Here is a 25872-nt window from a genome sequence, read left to right on the forward strand (position 1 = left end):
AAAAGAGGAGGATGGGCTTATGCAGGGAAAAAAGCGGCTGACCGGTGCGCTGCTGATTTTATTTTTGGTCAATATTTTAGTCATTACTTTGGTCCAGAGCGCTCAGGCGGCCACCTATCGACAGGGCTCCACAGGCAGTGAGGTGCGCACCATTCAGACCAAACTGAAGAATTGGGGCTACTACGACGGTGTGGTGGACGGAATCTTCGGCAGTGCTACCACCCGGGCGGTCAAGCTGTTTCAGAAGAAGAACGGCCTGACGGTGGACGGCATCGTCGGCCGGGCAACCCTGCAGGCGCTTGGAATGCCCACATCCTCCGGCACAACCACCAGCCAATCAGCGAATGTGGAGCTCCTGGCCCGGGTGATCTCCGCGGAGGCGCGGGGAGAACCATACAGCGGACAGGTGGCGGTGGGAGCGGTGATCCTCAATCGGGTGGAGCACCCGTCCTTCCCCAACACCATCGCCGGGGTGGTCTACCAGCCGGGGGCGTTTACCTGTATGGTGGACGGACAGATCAACCAGCCGATGGCGGAATCCTGTATCCGGGCTGCCCGGGATGCCCTCAACGGGGCCGACCCCAGCGGCGGGGCCATCTATTACTTTAATCCCAGCACCGCCACCAGCGCCTGGATTTGGAGCCGACCGCTGATCAAGGTCATTGGAAACCACCGTTTTTGCAGCTGAAAAGGGACAGGCCCGGCCGTTTGGCCGGGCCTGTCAGCCGTCCGGGCGGAGGAGCTGGCTCAGATGCCCCTATTCTGGGGAATGTCAGGAAGGGAGTCAAAGCCCTTCTGGAGATCGGCGTCCGTGGGAACGTAGTCGGACATCGTGCCGTTGAGATAGGCCTCGTAGGCCGTCATATCAAAATAGCCGGTGCCGGTCAGACCGAACAGGATGGTCTTGGCCTCGCCGCTCTCCCTGCACCGGAGCGCCTCGTCAATGGCCCCCTTGATGGCGTGAGCGGACTCCGGGGCCGGAAGGATGGTCTCGCGCTTGGCAAAGAGCACCGCGGCCTCAAAGATTTCCGTCTGACGGTAGCTTACCGCCTCCAGATAGCCGTCGTGGTACAGTTTGGAGAGAATGGGACTCATACCGTGATAGCGCAGACCGCCGGCGTGGCTGGGGGAGGGGATGAAGCCGGAGCCCAGGGTGTACATCCGGGCCAGCGGGGTGACCTTGCCCGTGTCGCAGAAGTCATAGGCGTATTTGCCACGGGTCAGGGAGGGGCAGGAGGCGGGTTCCACAGCCACGATGCGCACATCCTTTCGGCCGGCCAGCTTGTCGGCCATAAAGGGGGCGATCAGTCCGCCTAAGTTGGAGCCGCCGCCGGCGCACCCCACCACCACGTCCGGATACTCGCCAAGCTGGTCCATGGCCAGCTTGCTCTCCAGACCGATGATGGACTGATGGAGCAGCACTTGGTTGAGCACGCTGCCCAGCACATAGCGTTTTTTGCCGCCGCTTCCCACAGCGGCTTCCACCGCCTCGGAAATGGCGCAGCCCAAGCTTCCGGTGGTATCCGGGTGCTCCGCCAGAATCGCCCGGCCCGCCTGGGTGGTATTGGAGGGGGAGGGGGTGACCTGGGCGTCAAAGACCCCCATCACCGCCTTGCGGAAGGGCTTCTGCTCATAGGAGCACTTGACCATGTACACGTCGCAGCTCAGCCCGAAATAGGAGCAGGCCTCGCTGAGGGCGGTGCCCCACTGGCCGGCGCCCGTCTCGGTGGTGACACCGGTCAGACCCTGCTGTTTGGCATAGTAAGCCTGGGCCACAGCGGAGTTGAGCTTGTGGGAGCCGGAGGTGTTGTTGCCCTCAAACTTGTAGTAGATCTTGGCCGGCGTGCCCAGGGCTTTCTCCAACGCATAGGCGCGGATGATGGGAGAGGGGCGGTACATCCGGTAGACCTCCAGCACCTCCTCCGGGATATCCACATAGGCGGTGGCGCCGTCCAGCTCCTGCTTTGCCAGCTCCTCGCAGAAAATCGGCGCCAGATCGGCCACGCCCAGCGGCTGAAGCGTGCCGGGGTGAATGAGGGGATCGGGCTGCTCTTTCATAGCCGAGCGCAGGTTGAACCACTGGCGGGGCATCTGGTCCTCGGTCAAATACAGGCGGTGGGGAATGTGTTTCTGACTGTTCATGGTTGGTCTCTCCTTTTTACTCTGGGGAGGAGGGCAACAAAAAAGCCCCCTGTCCCCGAAAAATGATTTTCTGGGACAAAGGACTGTCATCAGCCTCTGCGGTGCCACCCGGATTGACGTATGGAAATACGCCCACTCACTTTCACACGCCCAACAGCGCATGCTCCCCTGATAACGGGTGGAGTCCCCGTCTCGCTACTAAGGCCGCAGGCCGGTTCGCTATGCCCTGATAGAGTCCATTCACGCCTGCTTTCCCTGCCGCGATTCCACCGCCCGCGGCTCTCTGTGAGGGTCCGATTCCCGGCGCTACTCCTCTCCGTCATTGGTTCTGCGATTTACTTTGGGGCAATTATACTGCCCGCCCGCCCGGCTGTCAAGTAAAAATTTGAGACCTTGTCCAAAGCACACAAAGCGCGTATCCCGAAAACGGGATACGCGCTGGAGAGCGCCCCCAAGGGTGGACGCAGGTCAGGATTCCATGTGCCGGCCCAGGAAGCCGGCAATGGTCTGGGCCAGCTTGTAGTCGGTGTCGCTGCTGCGCAGGTGGCCCTCTGTGCCCACAAAGAGCACGCAGCCAAGCACGTCCCCCTCGGAGAGAATGGGTGCCGCGCAGGAAATCAGATACCGGCTGCCGTCGTCGCAGACAGGCAGGGGAGTCTCACCCGGTTTGAACTGATAGATCTGTCGGCCCTCCATGATCTGCTCCAGCTCCGGGGAGATGCGCTTGTCAGCCAAATCCCGGCGGGCTGTGCCCGCCACGGAAATACAGGTGTCGCGGTCGGCAATCACGGCGATCTCGCCCGTGGTTTTGTTCAGCGTCTCGCACATCTGACCGGCAAAGTCGCTCAGGCCGCCCATGAGCGAGTACTTTTTAAAAATAACGCCCCCATCCTTATCCGTATAAATCTCCAGTGGGTCGCCGTCACTGATAACATTGACATCGAAAACCTTGTCCGGACGCTTATCTGCGCTCTGGACTAATCGGCGATTTAAGATATTTTCGATGCCCCCATTAAAATTTACGGCTACCTCCGGAATCGCGCTGCGCAGGAGAGCGTCAATGTCGGACTGGAGCTTCAGCTCCAGATGGTCTTCGTACACACGGATCTCGTCTATGAGAAGTTCCAGGTCGTTGCGCTCCAGCTTTTCCTTGGTCAGGATCTCCTCGAAAATATCCAGTGCAGTTTTGGCCACACGGTTGACCTGAATGATGGTGTTGCGCTTATCGGAGAGCAGGTCGATCTGATGGTTGATGCCCTCAATTTTCTTTTGCAGCTCTGCCTCCATTTCGTCGTAGGTTTCTTCCAGCAGAGCCTCCTGTTCCGGATGCTTCATGATATCTCTGATGCGCTGGCGCTTGGTGGCCTTTAGTTCTTCACGCAGTTCCTCCAGCACCTCGGCCAGATGGTCGGCGGACTGCTCGGTTTCTGCCACATCGTCGTTTTCCTTTGCAAGGTCTTCATTCAGCCGTGCCAGCATCTTCGCCGAGTTTTCCTTGACCATCTTTACATAGATTTTCAGAAGCTCGTCCAGCTTGTCCACACGAATGTGATGCGAGGTGCATCCGGCCAGTCCACGGCGGTGGTAGGTACCGCAGGTGTAGGCCGGTTTCAGATCGCTGCGGCTCATGGAGAACATGGGGCTGCCGCAATCACCGCAGACGAGGAATCCGGAATAGAAGTTATCATATTTTTTCACGCCGCGGTAATTGGAGCGTGTGCGCTTTTCCCGCAGGGCGCGGGTGGTGGCAAAGGTGCGATAATCGATGATAGGCTGATGGTGGTTTTCAATGACGATCTGCTCATCTTCATCCCGCCGGACATCTTTGCCGTTGATTTTGGCGCGGGTGTATTTGCCCTGGCGCAGTGTGCCGATATAGAAGTCGTTGTCCAGAATGCCCTGTATACTGATAATGCTCCATGCAGCCTTGACCACACGCTTGCTGGTTTCACCCTCGGCTTCCTTTCGCATTTGCTCGGACATTCTCGGCGTGGGGATGCCCTGCTCGGTCAGATAGTTGGCGATTTTCTTATAGCCCCAGCCTTCTTCGTTGTACAGCTTAAACACCTTTCGGACAATATCGGCCTCGGTGGGGACGATTTCAAATTCCTTGCGCTTGTTCACGATATAGCCGTAGGGCGCGGCGCAGATCCACTGACCATCTGCCTGGCGGCGTTTGATGACATTTCGCACCTTCTTGGAGGTGTCGGTAACGGGCATCTCATTGAGCAGGAACTGGAACTGGATCTTCAGCCAGTCATCGTCATTGGGGAAGTCGATGCCGTCACCGATGGAGATGATGCGGATACCTGCATCACGCAGGTCTTCCAGCTCCACAAGTCCTCGGCTGTTGCGACGGGAGAAGCGTGAGAAGTCCTTGACGATGAGGATGTCGTATTTATGGCGCATCAGTTCTTTGCGCATCCGCTGATAATCTTCTCTTTGCTCGAAGGTATAGCCGGAGCGGTCACGGTCTTCGTAGAAGGTCAGCGTGCTGTGTGGAAACCGCTCTTTCACAAAATCGGCGATGATTGCTTTCTGGTTTTCGATGGATACGTTATCCCTGTCAAGCTCATCGTCCACCGATATTCGCGTGTATCCCGCAATATCGAAGCGTTCAATCATGGTCATTCACCCTTTAAGTACTTTGCGGTTTCACGGTCGAAGTCCGAGATATACTCGGCATCCTGCCGTTTGCGGAACTCAGCGTAGATATCACCGGCTTTCTTCGCCGCGGCTTCGTGCGAGACCCGGCCTTTCCCCTCCAGCACGTTCCTGCGGTTGTTGGTCAGGAAGCGGTCTGTTTCGGCCAGCCAGTCGGCCATACTCATAAGCTGCTCATCCTCAGCCATCAATTCGGCGTAGTCAATGAACATGGTGACCAGGCGGTTGAGTCTGGACATCTCCTTCTCGTTCAAGTAGTTTTTTGCCACAAGAACATCACTCTTCATGATTTTGCCGTCCGGAGCTCCTTTCCACGTGGTGAGACCCATGGTGGGGCTGTCCAGAGAGGCGCGCTCACTGATGAGCTCCGCCGCTGTCTTTCCGGTGACCGCGAAGTGCAGCTTGTTCTGCACGAAGGCGTAGAAGGCTTTGGTGGTATCGCTGTTTTTATCGTAGTCATAGCTGCACTGCTCAAACACGTCGGCGATTTTTTGGTAGGCTCTTCGCTCGCTGGCGCGGATCTCACGGATGCGTTCCAGCAGTTCATCGAAATAGTCTTTTCCGAAGGGACGACCGTTTTTCATCATTTCGTCATTGAGGACGAAACCCTTCTGGATATATTCCTTCAGTGTTTTTGTCGCCCACTGACGGAAGCGGGTCGCCTTTTTACTGTTCACTCTGTAACCAACAGCGATGATGGCATCCAGATTGTAGTGATCCAGCTCTCGCTTGACGTTTCTCGTCCCTTCTTTGCGAACCACTAAGAATTTCTTAGCAGTTGCTTCGAAGTACAGTTCTTCGTCTGCATAGATATGTTTCAAGTGTTGGATGATGTTCTCCGGTGTGCAGTCAAACAGTTCTGCCATACCGTTCTGGGTGAGCCAGAATGTCTCATCTTGAAATACCACACTGACAAATTGCTTGTCTGTGCCGTTATCGTAGAGCAGGATGTCGCCCTGCTTCATAAGCTCATGATCCATTCAGCACGGCTCCTTTCTGTCAATTTTGTTTCGCGAATCCAATTTCACTTACAGACAACATTGTATATCATGCATTTGGAAATTGCAATGGTATTTCGGAATAAAAAATCGGGGGGAGGCATTGCCTCCCCCTTGATGCTTACATCTGCATAGTCATTCCGGCAGCTTTTTCTGCCTGAACTTCCTTTTCCGCAGAGCGTCGGCGATTGTAAAGCAAAAGGTCGCGCGTATTTTCGTACAGGTCTTGCTCACCTGACATATATACGGCGACCAGGTATTTTTGATCATGGTACTGTTTGTACAGCGGCTTCAGAGACTCACGCAGTTCGGCGTCGTTTTTTTCCGCATTTGTCAGCCAGATCCCAACGATTTTACTCTCTTCATTCACTGTCATGCGCAATAGGCGTCACTCCTTTCAAAAAGTATTCCCCTCGCAGGAGGGGAATATTCACAGCATTTGCTGCCAGGTATAGGTTTGTTCTTCATGGTCATCCTCTTTGTGACCGAGAGCGATTTTCTTTTCCTTCTCCTTGCGGAGCGCTTTGCTGTCGGTGTGGTGATGCTGCGTGGTGCTGTCCATCACCGGCGCAGGAGACTGAGACTGCTCCAGCCGCCGCCCGACTTGAACCAGAACAGAAGCAACGCTGCCATGGCCAGCGCCATCACTGCCGTGACCACTGTCGGCCAGTCCCATTCCGGAAGAGACAGGTGCAGCCTGGGCAGTCTGATTTTGCGCCGCAAAGAAGATTTCTCTTTCGGCTTCCCAGCCTGTTCGATCATCTGCTCCAGATGCTTCACCGCTTTCAGCAGTTCGTCCATCTGCGTCTGTGTCGCATACGCTGTCGGCCTCTCGCACAGCCTGCGGAGGAGCTCCGTCTGCCAACTGTTCTGTTCCTCCAGTGTCTGCAACCGATTCTCGAGGCGTTCCATGCTCTCGGGTATCGTCCAGTTGATCACCACATGATGTTCCTTCACCTCCGGTTCTGACGGAGTCGGCATAGTAGTCTGCTGCGGCTCTGTCTGTCGCATATGCGGATGACGATTTCTCTCCATGAGTTCGTCCATAGATAAGTTCTGCTCGGATTTCAAATTCATGTTCCATATTCTCCTTCAGATATTTATCGCCGAACAGCAGGCGGTCACGACACTGCCAACCACTCGGCGTGGTATAGGTGATGTTTTGCCGGGACTTCTCCCAGCGCACTTTATAGCCTTCGCTTTCCATCAGAGCGATGAACTCATCACGGTTGGATGCGTGGCGCATACAGTCGTTGATGATATTCATGAGCTGCATCTTCTTGCTCTGACCACGGGCAGCGGTGTGATATTCACCGGTGGTCGTGCGCTTGGACTTCTGTCGGTTGGGGTCGGGCACAAACACCGGCAGAGAGAACTGCATACACACTTCGTCGTTGCGTTGGCGCAGTTCCTGCAGTTGCTCTTTTGCGATGTGCAGTTTCTTTCCGGTGTCGAAGCTGACTGAGTTGATGATGAAGTGGGAGTGGATATGCTCACGGTCCGTATGCGTACACACCAGAACTTCATGACCACTGAAATACTCAGCCAGCTTTTGCGCCGCCGCATGTGCAACCGCAGGATCGACATCGGCGCCCTTTGGGAAGCTCTGCACCATGTGGTAGAACATCGTACCGTCCGTTTTATGGTACAAAGATTTTGTTAGCATAAAATCGCCGTAGACTGTTTCCCGCTGACAGTTGATCCCTGTTACCAACTGCCGACCGTTGAACTCCGTCTTCCAGTCCTGGGTGGTGTATCGCATCACCGCGCCCATGCCACCACGAGTCTGACCTCGTTTGTAATTTGTGAAACTTACGATTGCCATGGTCACCATCGCTTTCGTTCCGCAATCTCACGTACGGTGGTTCGGATGTCAGCGAGGAGCTGACGCACCTCATTGAGATTGACCACGGTGATCTTTCCCATGTGTGCCAGCGTCACCAGCTGATTGAGGTTGTTGCCAATGGCCTTGAGCTCTTTCAGCACGTCCTTCAGACCTTCAATAATAATGATCTGCTGACCCAGACAGCAGGCAGTGACATAGTTGCTCATAGACATACGAGACTGCGTTGCCAGTTCTTTGATGGTCGCACGGTCTTCAGCTGCCATGCGGGTACTAAACTTGATATCTTTCTTCATAATGAGTTGTCCTTTCATAGAATAATTCCTTCCGTCCCCCTCGGAGAGCTGGGGGATCCTCAAAGGGGGACTGGTCCCCCTTTGAAGCTGCGCCGCCGACAGGCGGTTAAAGCGTTTCCGCAGAAACGCTCGCAGCTGGAAGTGGGTCCGGGCTTCTGCCCGGGATATGTGCGGAAGGCGGGCAGCGGCATTGCCGCAGACCAGACAAACGCGATGCTGGCCGTCGTCCGAGCGGACGACGCATCCCTCGCCTCCCCGCAAGCGGGAAGGCTCGTCCACTCTGTCGCTCGTCCTCTTCCCACCGAACCCGCTTTCGCTGGGCTTCGGCGGGAACCCTATTGGGGGAGGTGATTTCCCCGCGCTCTGCCGGTGGGGCAGCTACTCTACCTTGCATTGAAAACCGCACACAGCGGCTCCTGTGGCCTCAAACGGCGGAGTTTTGTACCGCGCCGGGTATCTGTTTCACAAGCGTGTTTTCAGATGCAGAAGGCGGAAAATCAGTAGATTCAAGGCTTTCTACACTGCTCTTTCAGATACAGAGCAGGCGCGAATCAGATGCAGAGCAGAGGCAGAAATGCAGACGCTCTCCATCTCCCGCAGTTGCCTGTAAGCCAGTGTTTTCAATGGCTTTGGACATTCATGCGATACACCAAGCACTGCGGTTTTCTCCTCTGCGACGCCTGCCACACATGTTTTTTACAAAGCACCGTCATAGATCTGTCGTGCTTTGGACTTGTAGATGCAGGCCAGGCGCTTGCTTTTTTCGTTGATGCGAATAGACTTAGTGTTCTGTTCCTTGCCAGGAGAAAGCAGACCTTCCTCTGCCATCTGCTTGAGGAGTTCCTTATTAGAAATGCTGAAGGATTCACCCTGTTCCTCGCAGAACTTTCTCACCAATCTGTGCGCGGGCTCACTGTGCAGATAGATGAACATATCATCTTCGTAGCCAATGCAGTTGGGAGGGATATAATCGTCGGTGGTGTATCTGTTCAGCAGACAGCACTGATCGCTTTCCAGAAGTGCGTAGAGCTTGCGGATGAATTTATGGGTGGGACGATCCTGCCGAACATTCTCAGCCTGCTGTTTGCAGAGTCGCACCAGCATCTCATAGAACTGATTGCGGTACCCATTCAGATCACTTTTCGGAAGCTCTAACCGTGCTGCGGTGAAACTCAGATACAGTTCCATACCGATTTCCAGCCATGCGGCAGACTCCGGTACTCGACCATGGCAGTTGGGACATGCTTTCTGAAATACACTGCGTCGTGCTTCAAACAGATTTTTCAATGCAGAGATGAATTTTGCTTCTACTTCCTTGTTGCTAAGGCACGTTTCCTTCAGCCATTCCACAAAGCTGAACATGCATCTCTGCAGCACGCCTTTCGATGCCTCTTCCTGGAACATGGTGAGGTCATCCAGATCCACATCACCGTCATGTAACTCCAGAGAGAAATATCTGGCGGTGCCGCTCTCGCCAATGTCGGGCGGGAACTCACCGGTGACGATAGCGTTGCCCCGGGGAGGCCGCGTTTCCATAGGAGTGGAGTCTGAGTTCAGACGACCACGGCCGGTTCTGTCACCATAGGCGCGCATGATACTCTGCGCGGATGCGGTCAGTTTGCTTTCCTCCTGTCTGCCTGCGGGATGGAAATCATCAATGCAGGTGAGCACATCTTTCAGAGAAAAGGCGTGATTCAGAATACTGTTGCCGGTGTCCCGAAATGACAAAGGCAGCTCCGTCCCGGTGAACCTTCCGAAGAAGGACAGGAACAAAGCTGCCAGTGTACTTTTGCGGCTGCCGGTCTTACCCACGAGAAAGAGAACAAACTTAGGTTCGTGGCTGGCCAGCTTGAGAAAATGATTCAGCGGAGAGAGAAATGCAAACGCCAGCATGGGGAACAGGATCTCAGGTGGTGCGACCTTGGAATCCAGGAGAGCGAGAGAAGTTGCGATGTCTATCTTCTCCCAATGCCGCTCCATATTGTAGCCCTGCATCTTACCGGGCAGAGAAACCGTGACGGCTTCATCTCCGGGCATCAGGAACTGCCAGCCTTCCTCGGTTTCACGCCAGCCGGTGACGGTGTAGACCATACTGCGTTCAGCATTGTGCGCGGTGGTCTGGATGGCATAACGGATAGTGTCCTTGATGGTGGCACCGGGTTCCAGAATACAGTCGATGCCCCAATGTCTATTGAGCCAGTTGAAGCTGCTCAGATCTTCTGTGGGGATCTCTACCACAGGAAGTGTGCGACCGCTCTCGTGGACACCTGTGAGAGCGATGCGCGTTGTAGTTTCCACTCCGTCATCCATGGTGACCTCTCGGACAAGCCAGGGGACGAAGTTGCAGAGCTTTCGTTCATTGGACCCCTGCCTGTTGGTGCGGACATCGTACAGGCAGTTGTTCTTAGCTACGAAGTTTTCTGCGTAAATGTTTTCGGGGATTTGCTTTAAATATTTTTCCTCCTTAAAAGATTTGACCCCACAAAAAGTGGGGCCAGTATTCATATTGCAGAGAGATGGCAAACACAGGTGGCGTGCGTTCTTTACCCCTCTGCTTGTATTGTGGAGGAAATCATGGTATTCTTGTAAAAAGTGTGGACGGATTAAAAATCAAGTAGGACAAATTAATTCCGAGGAGGGTGCTTATGGAGATGGAGAACAATATTATTTTTTATACCTATGGCAGCACCCTGGAACTGAGCGGACAGCAGTTCGATGCAGGAAGACTGACGGAGGAGCTGCTGAATCTGTCGCCCGATGATTACCGTCCCATGCACGAACGGATGGCGCATATCACCGAGTTGGAGCAGTCCTATGCCAAGAGCAAGCAGTTACCTGTATGGTGGGAACTGAACGAAGAGATGGCCGCGCTTTGTCAGGAGCTTCGCTCATGGACCGTGTTTCGTTTGCTGTTGGACGAGGATGAGGATCGGTATTTTTCCGTTGTGCGGCAGGTGACCGAGCAGTACGACCTGTTTGCTGGAGAGGAATATAGCAGTTCTCCTGAAAGCACAATTCTAAAATTGCAGAGTTTTGTTGATGACTTCTTCCAGCAAACAGAACCCCGACAAGGAGATTTTGACTTGTTTGACCCAGACTGCGGCGATGAGGATATGTATTATCAGATGCTGCTTGCGGTCGGAGCCACAGACGAAACATGGAATCTGTATTGCGGACATATTGATCGATATCGGAGATATCTCCATGATATCCGCGCCTTCGTTCCAACAATTCGCAACTTTATTAAATTCATCTTATCGAAATTAAAAACCAACAGCCCGGAAACCTATGCGGCTGCGCTTTATGATTTTTACAATGACCGGCGTCTTGCGGAAAAGCTCATCGTTAATCCCATTCGTTGTGACGGCGATTGTTACAGGACCCACGACAGGCATATGCTCTCTTATGTGCCGCGGGAGCTGCCGGATGGTTCTGTGGCCATCTGTCAGGAGCATGTAACGGACAGTTTGCAGGCGCTGATGAAAGCGGATTATATGCTGGCCCTAAATAGTGGATACAATATTCGCCGGTGTATCATCTGCGAGAAATTCTTTTTGCTCAAAAGTGGTGTTCACGCTCTGTACTGTGAGGGCGCCTGTCCCCACGCTCCCGGTTATACCTGTCGGCAGTTCGGCACGGTGGAGGTGCAGAAGGAACTGGCAAAAAACATTCCGAAGGTGAAGGCCAAGCTGACCGCATTTTCCCGCATCACGAAGGATATGCAGAGAGGCTCCATCACGCAGGAAGAGGCCAGAAGAGCCAAAGACTATATCCGCGACCTGCTCTACGACGCCCTGCGTGATCCGAACGTTTCGGTTGAAAGCTTTACGGAGCAGATAGATGCCGAACGTGTCTATCATTTCTGTCAGATCACCCGGCTGTCCAAACAAAGGGGCCGTCCTCCGAAGAAAAAGGCGGGTGAGGCTCTATGACCAACGAAGAGCTGATCCGTCAATATTATGATGGAGACGAGGCCGCGCTGGATAAACTTTACCGCAGGAACATTGGTCTGATACGCAAGATTGCAGAGGAAGCTGCCAAGGATTTCAACTGTCTGCAAAGGGACAGTGAGCGTCCGGAGTATTTCTCCGCCTATACGAATACAATTCTGGACGACCTTTTCGGTGAGGGGGTGCTGGAGTTTCTAACACGAATTAAAAACAGAGAGTACGATGAAAGCCGAGCCAAGTTGACCACCTATCTCTATCCGCACCTGAAAGGGCGGATGACACGCTGGCTGGAGCAGAGCATTGGAAATCTGGCGTTGAGCAAGGGCGACATGGAAGCTGTCCGGAGAGCGCAAAAGCTATACCACTCGGACTGGCTCAGTATCGATGAAATCGCGGAAGAAATGGACATCACCAGAGCAGAGGTCATCCGACATATTCGCTACAACACCCATTTTCGTGGCGTGTATGACCTTTTATCGGAGGACTATGACGGCGATCCCTTTGAGCGGTTGATGCCAGGTAAACTCTCGGCACCGGCGGAGGAAATTGTATACCGAAAGGTCTGTATCGAACTGCTTCGGGAGATGTTTAATGACCTTCCGAAAAAGGACAGAGATATCCTTGGCAAAATTTACGGTGTGTTTGGATTCAAAAAGACTCCGCTAAAGGAAATAGGAATGTACCACATGATGAGGGAGTCTGCCGTGGAAAAGGCGAAAGAACGTGCAATCGAGAAGTTAGAAAAAGCCTATCCAGGAAGCGAACTTCAGCTTTGGAAGGCTGTCCATCGGATGCTGCGGCGACCGATCCTCCCGCCCGAAGATAATACGGAGTTGCGAATGCAATTCCCCGAATATGTTCATGCATTGGCAGAGGTCTACGGGGTGCTGAGCGAAGCAAGCACAGATGAAACCTTGATGTGTGACTAAACTTTGCTCTCACACGCTAATTCCAGAGAAGATAATGATTAAAGGGCGTCCTCCTCAGACCACACAGGTCGAGTTGGACGCCCTTCGTCGTACATATTCAGTTCCTGGCTCAGCCGCATTGCCAGACGGAAACCGGCGATGAAGCTGTCGATGGACAAGTCCTCGGCAATCTGGTCTTTGCAATCAATGATATGCAATACCAGTCTGCGTTCCGGCTTTTCCAGCCTGTCAATAAGTACCTGGTGGCATTCTTCTATCTCTGCTTTTATCTCAGCCGCAGGGAGCTTCTCATAAAAATTATCGTATAGTGCTTTCAGTAGTTCGTTCATGTGTTATCCCTCCTGTAGCAACACAAGCTACCACATAAGAGGAAGAAAAGCTATCCCTAAAAGCAGAAAAAGGCGGAGAGTCGAAACTCTCCGCCTTTTTTGATAGGAATTACTTATCAAGATAGTTCGTCAGCATCTGTGCTGCTTCACAGCGCTTGGCATTGCCCTTGGGATCAAGGATGCCATCGCCCTTGCCGTTGATAACACCGTGCATGGTGGTCCAGCACATTGCTTCGTAGGCCCAGTCGGAAACTTCGTCTCTGTCGGTATAATCTAACAGGAACATCCAGGCACCGGTGAAGCCGCCGCCCTTATGCTGCTCATAGCGGTAAAGGATGGTCGCCAGCTGTTCACGGGTGATCGGATCATTGGGGCCAAATGCCACATCACTGTAACCGGTGACGATGCCCTCAGAAGCAGCCCAGCGGACAGCCTCTGTGTACCATGTTTCGGCAGCTACATCCTCGAACTGCATGAGGTAGTTGACCACAGGCTCACCTTCCAGGCGCCACAGGATGGTAACGATCATGGCGCGGCTGGTGGTGCCGTTGGGGTCAAATAGGTTGTTGCCGACACCGTTCATAAGGCCGTTTTCAAGGACATAGTCGGTGGCCTCGTGATACCACAGAGAGGTATCCAGATCGGTAAATGCCCTGGAGGGGCAGTTGGTCACACCATCGCAGGATTCAGCCAGGGATGCGTCATAATCGATCATGTACAGAGACAGGTGATCGGTCTTCCAGTTGACGCGCTTGTTCTCGGCATCGTAGCTGGTCTCGCAGCGCTCGCGCTTGCCGTCTTCGTCGACGTACCAGACGACGATACCGCGGGGATGCTCGCCATCCTGCAGTTCGTAGGGAGCGTGGACGGTGATCTTGCCACCCATGTCGCTGATATGCTCGCCGCCGGAGGTCACGTTGATGTCAAACGCAACATGATCACCAACAACGTACTCCTGAGCACTGGTCAGTTTTGCGTCCTCATGAGACACGATGGAAATGGTGATGTCGTTTCCATCAGCCTGTACGGCCATCTCAGCCATTGCTTCGGCATCGAAGTCAATGGAAGTGCCGTCTGTCAGGATGACCTCGAAGCTGTGTGCATCATTGTGCGGATCGTTGACTGCATCAGCAATCTCCTTGACCGCGTTGGCAGGAATCTCGACAGTGGTGATAGGCTTATCCAGAACGGAGAAATCGATTGTGACAGTGCCGATTTCCTCTACGTGGTCACCAATGACGGTATCGAGATGGTCGAGGTTCACATGATCAATGGTGGCCGTATCTCCCTTGACCTTGGTATCCACATGAATGGTCTCTTCATCACTGGAGATAGGAACGGTGACCTTCTGCGTAGTAGGTGCGCTGGGGGTGCTGGGAATGTAAGGGATATAGGTGACGGTCAGCTTTCCATTCACATAGGTAAATGTATAGTTGCCACTTTCTTCGCTGGCACTGGACGTAATGGCATATTCACCGGCCTTGCTCATGTCGGGCGTGCAGCTCAGTGTTACAGTGACAACAGTATCATCCACCAGTCCGGAGATGGTGTAATCCTTACCAGCAACAGGAACGCTCAGGTCAGGAGCCGTGCTGCCCACATAAGCGGATTTGTCCAGAGCAGTGACAGTAACTTCCTTCGGTGCAATGGTCACGGTCACATAGTTGGAGCCTGCATAAAACACGGTGTCGGAAACAGATGCAACCAGACGGTATGTGCCTGCATCCGTGGGAGCTTCGGTCAGTGCATTGCCCTCGGCATCCTGCCAGGTATAGGTAAATGCGCCTGTGTAGCCGTCGGCCTTTGCCTCGCCGGTATAGGTCAATGCCTCGCCGTTGAAGTCACGGTTGACCAGAACGATGTCGCTCATATCAACCGTAACTATAGTCTTGTCTGTCAGCTCGATATCGACAGTTACAGTGACCTTGGAATAGTTGGTAAAACCGGTCACATCGACCGTGATCGCGGCAGTTCCTGCATCGGTCAGACCACTTGCCAGATTGAAGGTCAGCTGGCTGCCATCCATGGATGCGCTGGCGATCTCGCTGCTCTTCGATGCAACCGTGTAGGTCAGATCCTCGGTACCGTTCTTGAACGAAGCTACCACATCAGCCAGATCCTGTGTCTTTGCGGATATGTCACTGTAGGTGACGGGAGAGGCATTCACAGAGGTGGTTCCGGTGATCTGTGCAATGGCAACATTGGTGTCAACTTCGCCGCCGGAGATGATGTAATAGTCCTTATGATCACCGGTCAGAGTCAGTGCAGGCAGGGTCACCTTGGTATAGGTGCCTGCGTTGTCCGAAGCCAGAGAACCGGTCAGATCAGTAGTGTCCACAGAAACCGCATCCGTATCCAGAGCCTTGCCGCTGATGGTTACGCCGGTAATAGTAACAGAGGTATTGTTCTTTTCGTAAACTCTGCCGTCAGACACAGCAGAAACCACAGTCAGAGGCTTTTTGTTCAGCGTAACGTCTACGCTCTTCTCTGTATCCGCCATGTTGCCGTTGCCCACATACTTGACAGTAAGGGTTCTGGTTCCAACAGGAAGATCCTTGCCGGCGGTGTTGTAGGTCATGGTATACACACCGTTAACTGCCTCAACTGCCTCGCAGATCTGCGTATCGCCATAGAACAGCGCCATCTGGTTGGGCATCAGAGCAAAGGTTATAGGTGCTTCTCCGGTGGGCGCGACCTGCGCCTTTACGGTAATGACATCGCCGTAGGTGAAGGCCGTGGTCTCGGTCTCACCCCTATAGGTTTTGATACTGTCATCGCCGATCACAGACCCGGACTGGTTGATCGTGAAGCCCTTGGTTGCGGAGCCGGTGAAGTTGGTATTTTCGTTGGCGTTGGCGGTGATGGTCAGGGTATAGCTACCCACTTCGGTGCCGCTGTTACTGGACACGCTATAGGCATCGGTAGGAACCACTACATCGCCCACCTTGACACTGGTGATGGTCACGCTCTGTGCGCTACCGTTGTAGATCAGGCTGTCGCTCTCGAGGGTGATTGTCGCGCCATTCAGGAACAGCTTCTGCATACCGGGATTCTGATTCTCGATCTTGCCGGTGAAGTTTCCGCTGGCGGTGAAGGTGGTAGTGTCGGTCACGTTGGTAACCTGACTCCATCTGCCCTCAGCGGTCAGACCATCAATGGTGACCACTGCAGAAGGTGTCTGTGCACCGCCGTTGTAGGTCATAGTCTCAAAGGCTCCAACCAATGCGCCGGTGATGGTCAGGGGGGAGATGGTGTAGTCCACAGAGGCGGTCACGCCATCCACTGTAATGCTGGCCTTGTAGGTGCCTGCATCGGTGGGGGTGATGGTAGTTGCGTTTTCCCATCCCTCACCGGACTTCTTCTGATACTGAATGGTGGGGAGTTCGGTAAGATCACCGATGACAACCGCGTCACCACCATTAGCGTCGGTCAGGTTTGCCGCATGGGGAGTATTGGGCGTATAGGTGCTATTGTTTGCTGTGATCTTGATGCTGCCGCCGTCGGTATTGGTACAGCCGTCAGCCGTACAGGTAGCCTTGATAGTATCTGTACCATCAAGTTCATACATCCATTCGTGGCTATGCGTCGCAATAGTAAACGTTGCACTGCCACTGACCGTGTAGTTTCCGCCATCGTTGTCGGTAACCGTAATCGTAGCCTCACCGACAGCGGTATTGTTGGTGTAAGCGACTGTGTATTCACTTTCGGGAATTACATTGCCCAGATCATCCTTCAGAGTGAAGGCAGGCTTGATTTCGTTGCCGTTATCGTAGGGGTAAGTTGCCTGCAAGCCCTCAAATGTAGGATTGTTTACTTCTCTGGAAGAGATTTCGAACATCTTATACTGTCTAATATTTATCGTCGTTTCCAGATAATGTTCCGTTTCAGCAATGACTGCTCCAACATAATAAGTACCTACATAACTCGGAACACCGCCTTCTGTTTGCGCACCGTGGTCAGATCCGGTTGGATTATATCCTCGTCCGGCACGAACGTAGTAAGTGTATGTCACTTCACCGTTTTCAGGGTTGTTTGTGACAGAAGGTGCATTGGGGGTGTCAAGATACTCCCATCCCTCAAGTTCTATTTGTGTACTGAGGGAGCCTTTGTTGATTTTCCAGTATTTCGTAACTGTACCAATGTAATTTCCTTTGCCGGTAACAGTAACGGCATATCCGTCTCCGGTGCTGATATCTGTTGCAGAGGTGATACCTGTAATTTCGTAGTCAGTATCTGCATTAAGAGTTGTAGAACTATTGTACTTGACTGTAACGGTGACTGTCTGCTTGTTTCCGTTATATGAAACCGATGTTTTTGAAAGAGTTACCATTGAAGAGATAATTTCACGTGGCTGAATCTTATAATCTACGGTTGCAGTTGCATCTCCCAAAGTGATGGAAGCGGTGATATCGTTACCGGTAACGTTCACACGGTCAACCTCGTTATAAACGATGGTCGGCTTGTTTGGCACCCAGTTATCATAGGTGCATTCTGCATCCATAGCTGAACCGCTGTAAACAAGCTCGGTAGGAGCTGTTATAGTAACGCTGCCACCGCTGTTATTGGTAAGGTCACAGCCTGCATTGACACATTCTGCCTTGATTGTGTTGGTTCCATCCAGAGCGTATGCCCACTTGTGCATATGGCGCTGTTCCAAAATGGGATAGTCGTTGTACTGATACCATACAGTTTCGCTGTTGCCTGCATTGAGCTTGGCGGTAACGGTACCGTCTGCAAATTCTTCACGTGTGCTTCCGACAGTGATGGCGTCAAAGTTTGATGTAGCTCCTTTTGTATCCAGATAGGAACTGACTGTGGGTGCATCAACGTTGCCCTCGATGGCATGGTTGTTGATTAGCTCGTCCGGACCGGGCCAGACATCTGAACTATATCCTACGATGGGAGCGCCGATGTTATCGGAAACGATTTTTGCATAGTTGTGGCAGTTTTCAATAATGCAATTGCCCTGATCGCCCGCAATACCGCCTGCTTTTGAAGTGGCATTTACAGCACCTACATTGTAGCAGTTAATAATTTTATCAGAAGAATCATTCGAACCACTAGCAGCAATACCACCTGCGATGCTGCCGGTAATCGCGCCTTCATTGTAGCAAAGTGAAAGATTTACATATACTGATGTATTATCATAACCGGAAATACCGCCGGCATAACCGCCCTTAATATCACCGGAGTTAAAGCATTTAGTTACCTGTACCGATGCTCCGTCGCTATCGCTTGGGGCAGCTACAATACCTGCGGCGGCATATATCATCGTAGAACTACTTTCTGCGATAACATCTGCATTATTAGAACACTCTCTGATCGTTCCTGCACCTGAACGCACACAAATACCGCCTGCATGTGAATCGTAGTTTTCGGTATGAACTGCCTTTACTGTGCCTGAAACAACATTACATTTTTCGATAGTTCCGGTATTGAAATACACGATACCTGCTGCAGCTGATTTGCCTTCAACAGTAATATTAGTTGCCGTACAGTTGGTTACTGTACCCCTGTTCGTACCAATCATTGCAGAACTTGTACTGCCGATAAGGGTTATATCCGATACTGCGCAATCAGAAACCGTACCGTTATTGTTCTCAACCAAACCAACTGCCGGAGTAGAGCTTATATAGTTGACAGTAGCACCGGAAAGTGTCAGATTTTTCAGCTCACCGCCGCTTCCGATAGTATCGAACAACGGCAGTTCCATCTGTGGCAGTCCGCTGATAGTATAGCCGTCGCCGTCAAAACTGCCGGTGTAGGCATCACCCTCGCCAATACGGTAATCTTCGATTTTATCGGAAGTCACCGCAGAGAAATCAATATTATCGGTCAGGACACCGTCAATCGTAGGATCTTCCTTTGCCTTTTTCGCAAATTTGTACCAATCGGTCCTGTTAGCGATTTCATAAATACCGTCCTCGTTGGGTTCGTAAGATGCCGCAGCATCACCGTTATAGTAACGGTATCCGCCCTCTGCATCAGGGTCATCTTCACGGTATACAATATAGTCCGGGTTGCTGTCCGGATTCCAGGAGGGATAGTTGTCTTCTCCAATCTTTTGACCCCACAGAACATAGACAGTATTGCTGGCTGTTTTATCGGTAAGATAATAGGTCGCAACGCCTGCTTTGATCTCTTCAGTAGTGAAGGCCTTCGAACTGTTATAGGTAATAACTTCACCGTAAACCTCGCTGTCATAGGCAGAATTAGAATTATTGCCGTTGCCTGCAAAAGGTCCCTGTTTGGAAGGAGCACTTACTTTTGCGGTAACAAAACAGGAATAGCAAGTTGCGTCCGAACCAAGAATACCGCCGGCATTTTTTGTCGTGGCAGTAACGGTTGTATTGTAGTTACAGCAGGCGGAAATTTTGGTTTTGCTCAAACGCCCGCCTTCGCCAAGAATACCACCAACGTTATTGGCACCGCTGACACTGCTGTCGTTTACAGAGCAGAGTCTGATGTAGGCTTCATTGTTGTAGTCACCTGCGGAACCGGCAATGCCGCCTACATTATCTCCGGAGCCTGTGATTGCGCAGTTATACACATGACAGTTGCTGATAATCTCGCCGTAATCACCGCCGCCGACAATACCGCCAACAGAGCTTGTACCGCTAACAACGCTGTCGGTCAGCTTGCAGTTTTCAACAACAGAAGTTAAATCCGCATATCCTACAACTGCACCAAGCGTGCTCGAAGTGCTCGTAAAATACGAATCTGTGATGGTAAGATTCTTAACAGAAGCACCTTCACCCAAATAGCCGATAAAGCCACGATAGCTGCTCGTTTCATTCACATAAAGGCCGCTGATGGTCTTGGCATTGCCGTCAAAACTGCCGCCGAACCAGCTCGATGAAGTGAATGACTTGCCCATGGCCGTCCAAACATTCAGGGAAGAAGTATCGGATGTCAAAGCACCGTCAACGATCACATTCTCGTTGACAGTGATATTGTTCATCAGCTTTGCATGAGCGTTATTATTTCCGCCATCTTTTGCTTTCGTATTGACAAGAGTTGCAAACCAGTACAGTTCTTCGACTGTCGTGATCTGATAGGGATTTTCGGCACTGCCGTCACCATTGGCAGGCTGGCTTGCCACTATCTCCGCTGCATTTACCGAAAGCGTAAATCCCGGAACAAGTCCCACCATCATTACGATGGCGAGAAGCATACTTAAAATTCGTTTTTTCATAAGCGTTCCTCCTTAGGAAAAATCAAAAATACAAAATATATCGAGAGACGATCATGGGTTAATTAACCCATGATGAGGGGGTACCCCCTCATCATAAACCGTTGTCGGTCAATTTTATTATATCGCCACATCTGTCGGCGGCGGAGAGCCGTCCTTCTCCGGCTTCTCCAGAAATTTCAGCATATCTGCGATTGTCTGTCTTGCGATGGTGGGATAGTCAAAGCGCTTTACAAAGGCTTTGGCCTCCGCGATCTTTTCCTCCGGCACCCGGTAGATCCGCAGCGCTGCATCCAGAAAGCAATCCACCTTTTGGTCTATGGTAAACTCTGCGTCGCAAGGAATTGCCATGTATCCCCAGATCATGCTGCCGGAGGCGATCTCCAGCCGGTAGAAGTCCTCCAAGGAACAGTCGGGCAGGTACTCCCGGAACACCACAGAGGTCAGCTTCTCAGCCACATTCCTCTGAATCAGTTTTGAGGGCAGGGACAGGGAGTAGGCGGAGCGGTATAAGTTCCGGGCTGCCTCACTGCATTCTGCCATGTGGAGCTGCAGCGCCGTCTCCGCGGCGTAGTACAGAACCCTGTCCTCGGTCTGGCCCAGCAGCAGATGTTTGGCGGCAGAAAACTGTCCGTTTAGAACGTATTCCACAAGCTCGCAAAGAATGTTTTCCTTCGCGCCAAAATCATGCACCATGGTGTTGACGTTGATTCCCGCTGCCGATGCGATCTGCCGAACGGAGGCCGCTTCGTAGCCCTTTTCCAAAAACATTCTCGCCGCCGTATACAGCACAAGCTTGCGGTCATGTAGTCGTTCCTGTTCGTTTCTGTGTGTCGCCACTCCACGCCACCTCTTTTACACAAATTATCAATTCAAAACGCGTTTATTTTCTGAGCAAAGTATAGCATTCAGACTGCAAAATTACAAGATGGCAGGTGAATTTTTCTCATGGTTTTCACATAAAGCAATAGACGGGATTTCTCCCGTCTATTGTCTCTCTCGATATGTGCCATTGACGAATTCACATCAAATTATGCAACAGGCCCTTTTCCTTTTTGCGTTGTATGATTCTATCGTCTTACTGCATATACTAAATACCGCCTACACTTAGGACAGAAAAATGCATATAAATGCAAAAATCTTCCCTTCGGAGGTTTTCCTAACGCGCATCCAACGCGTTGGATGTGCGTTAACTGCCTTAAATATTCAATTTGTATTTCAAATACCGACCTTTGTTATCTGGAGCCAATATTCTTCTGCATAATAACTGTATGATAAGTGTACTTTAAACTTGACTTAAACTTCAGCTAAGTGTAAGTTTTGTTCCCATTTATTCCGTGATGCTGTCCATAATGTGCCGGACAGTGTCGCAGACATCGTCAAAGGAAATCTCCTTTGCATAGTTAAAATCGCGTTGATACTTTTTCCAGAAGCCCCGGAGCTGTTCGCTTACACGAATCTCCGCAATAATATCCGGGTAGATTTCCAGCACTTTATGGCTGCCGCGCTTGTCCGTGGTCCGTTCCAAAGCTTGCAGCAGCGTCTTTGCATTACACTCCGCGCCGCGAAGGGCATACAGAATATATATGTCGTAAAAATCTCTCGGACGGGTATTGGCAATACTGCGGGACAGTACCGTTTCTATCTTCTCCGCTAACACTGTTTCAAGGTTATAGGCAAGGATGCTGATTGTCCGGTCATCGAACAGCAACGAAAAGGTATATTCGATTTCCCTCGGCGTGATAACATCCCCGGTAGTTACATCCACGGTCAAGGGTACGCTGATCGGCGGGTAGTTCGCTTTCAGAGCCACACGGATGCCCGGATAATCGTCACCCTCCCGGATGTCTGAAATGTCCACCAGCTCAAACTTCACATCATCGGCAATTTCCACGGCGCAGATCTCTCCGAAGATTTCACGGATGGATTCATGCGTCAGCGTAAAGCCTTTGATTGTTGTATCTAAATCCATTGTTGCCCTTGTGTCCAGACCGACGATTGCGGAAATAAGGAAGCCGCCTTTGAGTATGAAATTATGCTTGTACTTTGACAGCGAAATTCGCTCCAGCAGTCTTTCCAGCATATAGTTCTGCATGACGAGCTGGGCAGAGATATTCTTTTCCGCAGCTTTCTTTTTGATGAAGGCTTTAAGCTGCATCGGATTCTTTGTAATCATAATAGCACCTCCAAATAGCGCAGCACTTTGGGCTTCACACGAAGCTGATCTGCGTACTGCATCAGTTTGTGTATGTCTTTTTCTTTGGAAGCCGCGTATTTCTTCATTGCCGCGCCCACAATCTGAATGTCACTGCCGCTGCCGCGAAGGATGTCGCACAGCGTCCTTTCAAGGTCATAAACACGGATAGGATTGCCGCAGGGGGATCTCAGTTCAATTACACCAAAAGAATAGTTCTCCGGCACAACTCGCTTGATGTTGATTCTTTCCTGTTTTAGCGATGGTGAATTGTAGCCTTTGGGGAATGTCATGGTGTACTGCGCCGGGGTTCGGTCAGAATAGCCCAGCAAATACAGCGCGGTATCGTGTGAGTATATTCCTCGCCCATACTTCCGCTGCAGCAGGTAAAAATCATCTTCCCATGCATCGCTGCGCACATACAAACCGCGTCCGAAACGGTAAAGTTTTCCGTTCTCTACAAGCTCCTGTAAAATGCTTCGGTGCAGCCCTGCTGCTGTCACCTGTTCTGCGGTAATCGTTCCGTCCCGCGACGCTTCCAATAGCTCTTTGACTTTTTCCTTGTTGGTCATGATTGCCACCCCGCTTTCGACTACTACACATTATATTATACACAAAAGATGTGTTATAGTCAATTGCGGAGGCGACAATTACACATTAAATCATTCGCAAATGATGTGTTATTGTCGTAGCTGGGTTTTTTGTGTAACCGTTGGTTTTCCGAAATCCTTTAAGCCACAGTATTTTTAGCCCTTATAAAAGCTTTTTTAACCATCTCGAATACGCATCGTCCCAAAGCTGTTCTTCGTCACTATGTACAGCTACCAGCCTCGGCGTTTGGCTAAATCGAGCATGGCGAAGCAGTATTTTTCCCACGGTGTCAATGTAGTCTGTGACGGGTCGCCCTCGCGGATACGCATAGTGCGGCGGATCTCCTTTGGAATGACAACACGGCCCAGATCGTCGATGCGGCGTACAATTCCAGTCGCTTTCATATATAAAACTCCTCCTGTGGTTTTGAATGGTAACGCTCCTTATTATCCGCAGGTTTCTTTTGCCTATGCGGAAAGGACTGGTGGTTTCATTTGGAAAATGTTTGAGTGAAAACTTGCGGGATAGACAGAGAATATGATAGGATCATTTCATGAAAGAGACGTTTGTACAAATCCATCAATTGGTCCGACAGATTCCGGCCGGACGGGTGGCCACCTATGGGCAGATTGCGCGCCTGCTGGGGCGGCCGCGCCTGAGCCGGGTAGTGGGATACGCCATGCACGACGCCCCGCCGGATGTGCCCTGCCATCGGGTGGTGAACCGGTTCGGAGGCCTGTGCGGCGCGTTTCTGCCCTGTGGGAAGGAGACCCACCGGATGCTGCTGGAGATGGAGGGTGTGGGGTTTGAACCGGACGGAACGGTGGATCTGGACCGCTTTTTGTGGGATGGCGGGGAAGCAGAGTGGAAGCGCGCAGGACCGGACGCCGATTGACAGGCGGACGCTTCTGTCCTACAATAAAGGCCGTGAACAAAAAGGAGGCCTCTGCCATGGAACTGGAACAACTGCGCCCCGCCCTCCACGGGGTCGCTGCCTATAAACATCTGACCGACGAGCCCATGATGGGCCTGGTTCTCTCGCTGCTGGACAAGCTGTCCGCCGGAGACGGCACAGGGGCGCTGGAGGACTACACCCGTCTGTTCTACGAGCTGCGCGCCGCTGGATGCGGGGGACTTGGAGAGTGGCTGCACGACCAACTGCGCTATCAGGAGTCCCCCTATGCCCGGATGGTGGAGCAGGGGAGGGCGGACAGTGCCCTCGCCGAGGCGGCCCGGCGGGATGTTGACACCCTGGCCGCCCTGGCGGAGCTGGACTGCTCCGCAGTGCTGGCGCGGATGGGACAGACCGTGCCGCCGGACTTTTCCGCGACGGTGGAAGGTCTGCCCCGATGGACCTGCGGCGCACCGTTTTCCTTTGAGACGCTCACAGAGTTCTACCGTGCCAACGGCTCTGGTATTTTTGCCCGGTACAGGGCTTTCCTGTGGGAGGAGGGCAGGCTTTTCCCGGTGGCCGAGCCGGACAGTCAGACTCCGGAGGAGATGCTGGGCTATGAGCTGCAGCGGGACCAGGTGGTGGCCAACACCCGCGCCATGCTGGAGGGCCGCCAGGTGAACAACGTCCTGCTCTATGGGGACAGCGGCACGGGCAAATCCGCCACGGTGAAATCCCTGCTCTCTGTTCCGGGCTTTGACGATCTGTGCCTGATTGAGGTGCAGAAGGAGGAGCTGGCCGACCTGCCCGACCTCATCCGGAGGCTGGAGGGCCGCCGCCGGAAATTTATTTTGTTTATCGACGACCTGGCCTTTGACCAGGACGACCGCACTTATTCCGTGCTTAAAACCATCCTGGAGGGCGGGCTGGAGCGGAGGCCCGCCAACGTGGCCATCTACGCCACCTCCAACCGCCGCCACCTGGTGCGCCAGACCTTTTCCGACCGGGCGGGGGACGAGGTGGACCGCACGGAGACCATTTCGGAAAAGACCTCTCTGTCCGAGCGCTTTGGCCTGCGCATCCCCTATCTGGCCCTGGGGAAGCCGGAATTTTTGGGGCTGGTGGAGCGTATGGCCGCACAGGCCGGTGTCACCCTGGACCGGGATACCCTCCGCGCCGAGGCGGCAAAATGGGAGATGCGCCATCCCGGAAGGACGCCCAGGACCGCGAAGCAGTTTATTGCCAGCCTGCACCTGTAAAAACAGGGGGAAGCTCATCTCCCTACCGGGCAGGCCCTGTTGAGAGGAGGAGCGGTAACATGAAATGTCCCTTTTGTGAAAGCGAGCTGGGCAACTGCTATCTGGAGAGCAGCGGATTTCTGTACCTGACCACAAAGCTGCACCCCTTTGCGGGGCCGCAGATTGCCCCAAAGAAGGATAAGATCGCCCGCCTGAACGGCCGGAAGGAGGGGACTGGGATCCCGGTGCAGTACTGCCCCGCGTGCCGGAAGGTGATCTTCCGCTATTGAGGGGCCGGCCCCGGCGGAAGTGGGAGGCAAAAGAGAGCGCCCCTGGCGGAGAACCGGCCGGGGGCGTTTTTGCGCGCTTACGGGTTCTGTTTTTTACATAGGCCTCTATGGCCGCGCGGAGAAAGGCGGCGCAGCCGGGGACCTGGCGGTCATAATAGGCGGTAAACCGCTCATTCTGAGTGTAGAGGGCGGCGCATGGGCCTGGGGCGTGTACCGGGGCCAGGAGCGCTCCAGCCACGCCCGGTGGAGGGCGGCCAGCTGCGCGCCCTCCGGCCCGGCGGGACTCTCCCGATTACGGACGGCTTGGGTCAGATGGGATTCAAT

General features: G+C 52.8%; 18 protein-coding genes and 2 pseudogenes. 6 read left to right on the top strand and 14 right to left on the bottom strand.

Annotation, left to right across the window (positions count from 1 at the left end):
* Positions 1-19: 19 nt before the first annotated feature.
* Positions 20-688 carry a spore cortex-lytic enzyme gene (gene sleB / locus H9Q75_RS09695; RefSeq protein WP_186566537.1) on the top strand — a complete coding sequence of 223 codons (669 nt, stop codon included), beginning with the start codon at positions 20-22 and terminating at the stop codon, positions 686-688.
* A 59-nt stretch (positions 689-747) separates the two neighbouring features.
* Here sleB and H9Q75_RS09700 read toward each other — a convergent pair whose 3' ends face one another.
* The 7 genes from H9Q75_RS09700 to H9Q75_RS09730 form a co-directional block, all read right to left on the bottom strand.
* A complete protein-coding gene (locus tag H9Q75_RS09700; RefSeq protein ID WP_186566539.1) occupies positions 748-2142 on the bottom strand; it encodes a TrpB-like pyridoxal phosphate-dependent enzyme in 1395 nt (464 codons plus the stop codon).
* A gap of 468 nt (positions 2143-2610) precedes the next feature.
* Positions 2611-4767, bottom strand: a complete 2157-nt coding sequence (locus tag H9Q75_RS09705) for a stage V sporulation T C-terminal domain-containing protein (RefSeq protein ID WP_186566541.1) — start codon at positions 4765-4767, stop codon at positions 2611-2613.
* A gap of 2 nt (positions 4768-4769) precedes the next feature.
* Complete coding sequence (locus H9Q75_RS09710) at positions 4770-5786, bottom strand: virulence RhuM family protein (RefSeq protein WP_186566543.1); 1017 nt, start codon at positions 5784-5786, stop codon at positions 4770-4772.
* A 139-nt stretch (positions 5787-5925) separates the two neighbouring features.
* On the bottom strand, positions 5926-6186 hold the full coding sequence (locus H9Q75_RS09715; protein ID WP_186566545.1) for a hypothetical protein: 261 nt from the start codon (positions 6184-6186) through the stop codon (positions 5926-5928).
* Positions 6187-6234: 48 nt separating this feature from the next.
* Complete coding sequence (locus H9Q75_RS09720; RefSeq protein WP_186566547.1) at positions 6235-7629, bottom strand: relaxase/mobilization nuclease domain-containing protein; 1395 nt, start codon at positions 7627-7629, stop codon at positions 6235-6237.
* Positions 7630-7631: 2 nt separating this feature from the next.
* Positions 7632-7961, bottom strand: coding sequence for a plasmid mobilization protein (locus H9Q75_RS09725; RefSeq protein ID WP_423788648.1), 330 nt, complete (start codon positions 7959-7961; stop codon positions 7632-7634).
* Between the two features lie 678 nt (positions 7962-8639).
* Positions 8640-10253: a hypothetical protein gene (locus H9Q75_RS09730; RefSeq protein ID WP_186566551.1), complete on the bottom strand. Its 1614-nt coding sequence runs from the start codon at positions 10251-10253 to the stop codon at positions 8640-8642.
* A gap of 335 nt (positions 10254-10588) precedes the next feature.
* On the opposite strand from H9Q75_RS09730, the gene H9Q75_RS09735 reads away from it, so the two are divergent.
* The gene (locus H9Q75_RS09735; protein WP_186566553.1) at positions 10589-11875 is read left to right on the top strand and encodes a DUF6076 domain-containing protein; all 1287 of its coding nucleotides are present in this window, start codon (positions 10589-10591) and stop codon (positions 11873-11875) included.
* Complete coding sequence (locus tag H9Q75_RS09740) at positions 11872-12822, top strand: sigma-70 family RNA polymerase sigma factor (RefSeq protein WP_186566555.1); 951 nt, start codon at positions 11872-11874, stop codon at positions 12820-12822. Before H9Q75_RS09735 ends, H9Q75_RS09740 begins: the two co-directional genes overlap by 4 nt.
* A gap of 38 nt (positions 12823-12860) precedes the next feature.
* Here H9Q75_RS09740 and H9Q75_RS09745 read toward each other — a convergent pair whose 3' ends face one another.
* The 6 genes and pseudogenes from H9Q75_RS09745 to H9Q75_RS09770 all read right to left on the bottom strand — a co-directional run.
* Positions 12861-13151, bottom strand: coding sequence for a DUF6809 family protein (locus H9Q75_RS09745; protein WP_186566557.1), 291 nt, complete (start codon positions 13149-13151; stop codon positions 12861-12863).
* Between the two features lie 109 nt (positions 13152-13260).
* Positions 13261-20346 carry an S-layer homology domain-containing protein gene (locus H9Q75_RS09750; RefSeq protein ID WP_186566559.1) on the bottom strand — a complete coding sequence of 2362 codons (7086 nt, stop codon included), beginning with the start codon at positions 20344-20346 and terminating at the stop codon, positions 13261-13263.
* A 117-nt stretch (positions 20347-20463) separates the two neighbouring features.
* A complete protein-coding gene (locus H9Q75_RS09755; RefSeq protein WP_186566561.1) occupies positions 20464-21183 on the bottom strand; it encodes a TetR family transcriptional regulator in 720 nt (239 codons plus the stop codon).
* Positions 21184-21673: 490 nt separating this feature from the next.
* Positions 21674-22519: a nucleotidyl transferase AbiEii/AbiGii toxin family protein gene (locus H9Q75_RS09760; protein WP_186566563.1), complete on the bottom strand. Its 846-nt coding sequence runs from the start codon at positions 22517-22519 to the stop codon at positions 21674-21676.
* A complete protein-coding gene (locus H9Q75_RS09765; RefSeq protein ID WP_186566565.1) occupies positions 22516-23109 on the bottom strand; it encodes a type IV toxin-antitoxin system AbiEi family antitoxin domain-containing protein in 594 nt (197 codons plus the stop codon). The genes H9Q75_RS09760 and H9Q75_RS09765 overlap by 4 nt, the downstream gene beginning before the upstream one ends.
* Positions 23110-23433: 324 nt before the next feature.
* A pseudogene (locus H9Q75_RS09770) lies at positions 23434-23532 on the bottom strand (AbrB/MazE/SpoVT family DNA-binding domain-containing protein); the annotation flags it as partial.
* 149 nt (positions 23533-23681) lie between these two features.
* On the opposite strand from H9Q75_RS09770, the gene H9Q75_RS09775 reads away from it, so the two are divergent.
* The 3 genes from H9Q75_RS09775 to H9Q75_RS09785 are packed head-to-tail and all read left to right on the top strand — an operon-like array spanning position 23682 to position 25548.
* Complete coding sequence (locus H9Q75_RS09775; RefSeq protein WP_186566567.1) at positions 23682-24023, top strand: MGMT family protein; 342 nt, start codon at positions 23682-23684, stop codon at positions 24021-24023.
* Positions 24024-24079: 56 nt separating this feature from the next.
* The gene (locus H9Q75_RS09780) at positions 24080-25279 is read left to right on the top strand and encodes an ATP-binding protein (protein WP_186566569.1); all 1200 of its coding nucleotides are present in this window, start codon (positions 24080-24082) and stop codon (positions 25277-25279) included.
* A gap of 59 nt (positions 25280-25338) precedes the next feature.
* Positions 25339-25548, top strand: coding sequence for a PF20097 family protein (locus H9Q75_RS09785; RefSeq protein ID WP_186566572.1), 210 nt, complete (start codon positions 25339-25341; stop codon positions 25546-25548).
* A gap of 157 nt (positions 25549-25705) precedes the next feature.
* On the opposite strand, the pseudogene H9Q75_RS12695 reads toward H9Q75_RS09785, so the two are convergent.
* A pseudogene (locus H9Q75_RS12695) lies at positions 25706-25872 on the bottom strand (TipAS antibiotic-recognition domain-containing protein); the annotation flags it as partial.

It is taken from the genome of Lawsonibacter celer (genome assembly GCF_014281125.1).
Classification (GTDB): domain Bacteria; phylum Bacillota; class Clostridia; order Oscillospirales; family Oscillospiraceae; genus Lawsonibacter_B; species Lawsonibacter_B celer.

Excerpts from the sequence above, each read along its gene's own strand:
- H9Q75_RS09775 (WP_186566567.1), top strand. The coding sequence starts at position 23,682 with ATGAAAGAGACGTTTGTACAAATCCATCAATTGGTCCGACAGATTCCG.
- H9Q75_RS09705 (WP_186566541.1), bottom strand. The coding sequence starts at position 4,767 with ATGATTGAACGCTTCGATATTGCGGGATACACGCGAATATCGGTGGAC.
- H9Q75_RS09780 (WP_186566569.1), top strand. The coding sequence starts at position 24,080 with ATGGAACTGGAACAACTGCGCCCCGCCCTCCACGGGGTCGCTGCCTAT.
- sleB (WP_186566537.1), top strand. The coding sequence starts at position 20 with ATGCAGGGAAAAAAGCGGCTGACCGGTGCGCTGCTGATTTTATTTTTG.
- H9Q75_RS09725 (WP_423788648.1), bottom strand. The coding sequence starts at position 7,961 with ATGAAAGGACAACTCATTATGAAGAAAGATATCAAGTTTAGTACCCGC.
- H9Q75_RS09700 (WP_186566539.1), bottom strand. The coding sequence starts at position 2,142 with ATGAACAGTCAGAAACACATTCCCCACCGCCTGTATTTGACCGAGGAC.
- H9Q75_RS09730 (WP_186566551.1), bottom strand. The coding sequence starts at position 10,253 with ATGGATGACGGAGTGGAAACTACAACGCGCATCGCTCTCACAGGTGTC.
- H9Q75_RS09760 (WP_186566563.1), bottom strand. The coding sequence starts at position 22,519 with ATGATTACAAAGAATCCGATGCAGCTTAAAGCCTTCATCAAAAAGAAA.
- H9Q75_RS09765 (WP_186566565.1), bottom strand. The coding sequence starts at position 23,109 with ATGACCAACAAGGAAAAAGTCAAAGAGCTATTGGAAGCGTCGCGGGAC.
- H9Q75_RS09735 (WP_186566553.1), top strand. The coding sequence starts at position 10,589 with ATGGAGATGGAGAACAATATTATTTTTTATACCTATGGCAGCACCCTG.
- H9Q75_RS09740 (WP_186566555.1), top strand. The coding sequence starts at position 11,872 with ATGACCAACGAAGAGCTGATCCGTCAATATTATGATGGAGACGAGGCC.
- H9Q75_RS09745 (WP_186566557.1), bottom strand. The coding sequence starts at position 13,151 with ATGAACGAACTACTGAAAGCACTATACGATAATTTTTATGAGAAGCTC.
- H9Q75_RS09750 (WP_186566559.1), bottom strand. The coding sequence starts at position 20,346 with ATGAAAAAACGAATTTTAAGTATGCTTCTCGCCATCGTAATGATGGTG.
- H9Q75_RS09710 (WP_186566543.1), bottom strand. The coding sequence starts at position 5,786 with ATGGATCATGAGCTTATGAAGCAGGGCGACATCCTGCTCTACGATAAC.
- H9Q75_RS09720 (WP_186566547.1), bottom strand. The coding sequence starts at position 7,629 with ATGGCAATCGTAAGTTTCACAAATTACAAACGAGGTCAGACTCGTGGT.
- H9Q75_RS09785 (WP_186566572.1), top strand. The coding sequence starts at position 25,339 with ATGAAATGTCCCTTTTGTGAAAGCGAGCTGGGCAACTGCTATCTGGAG.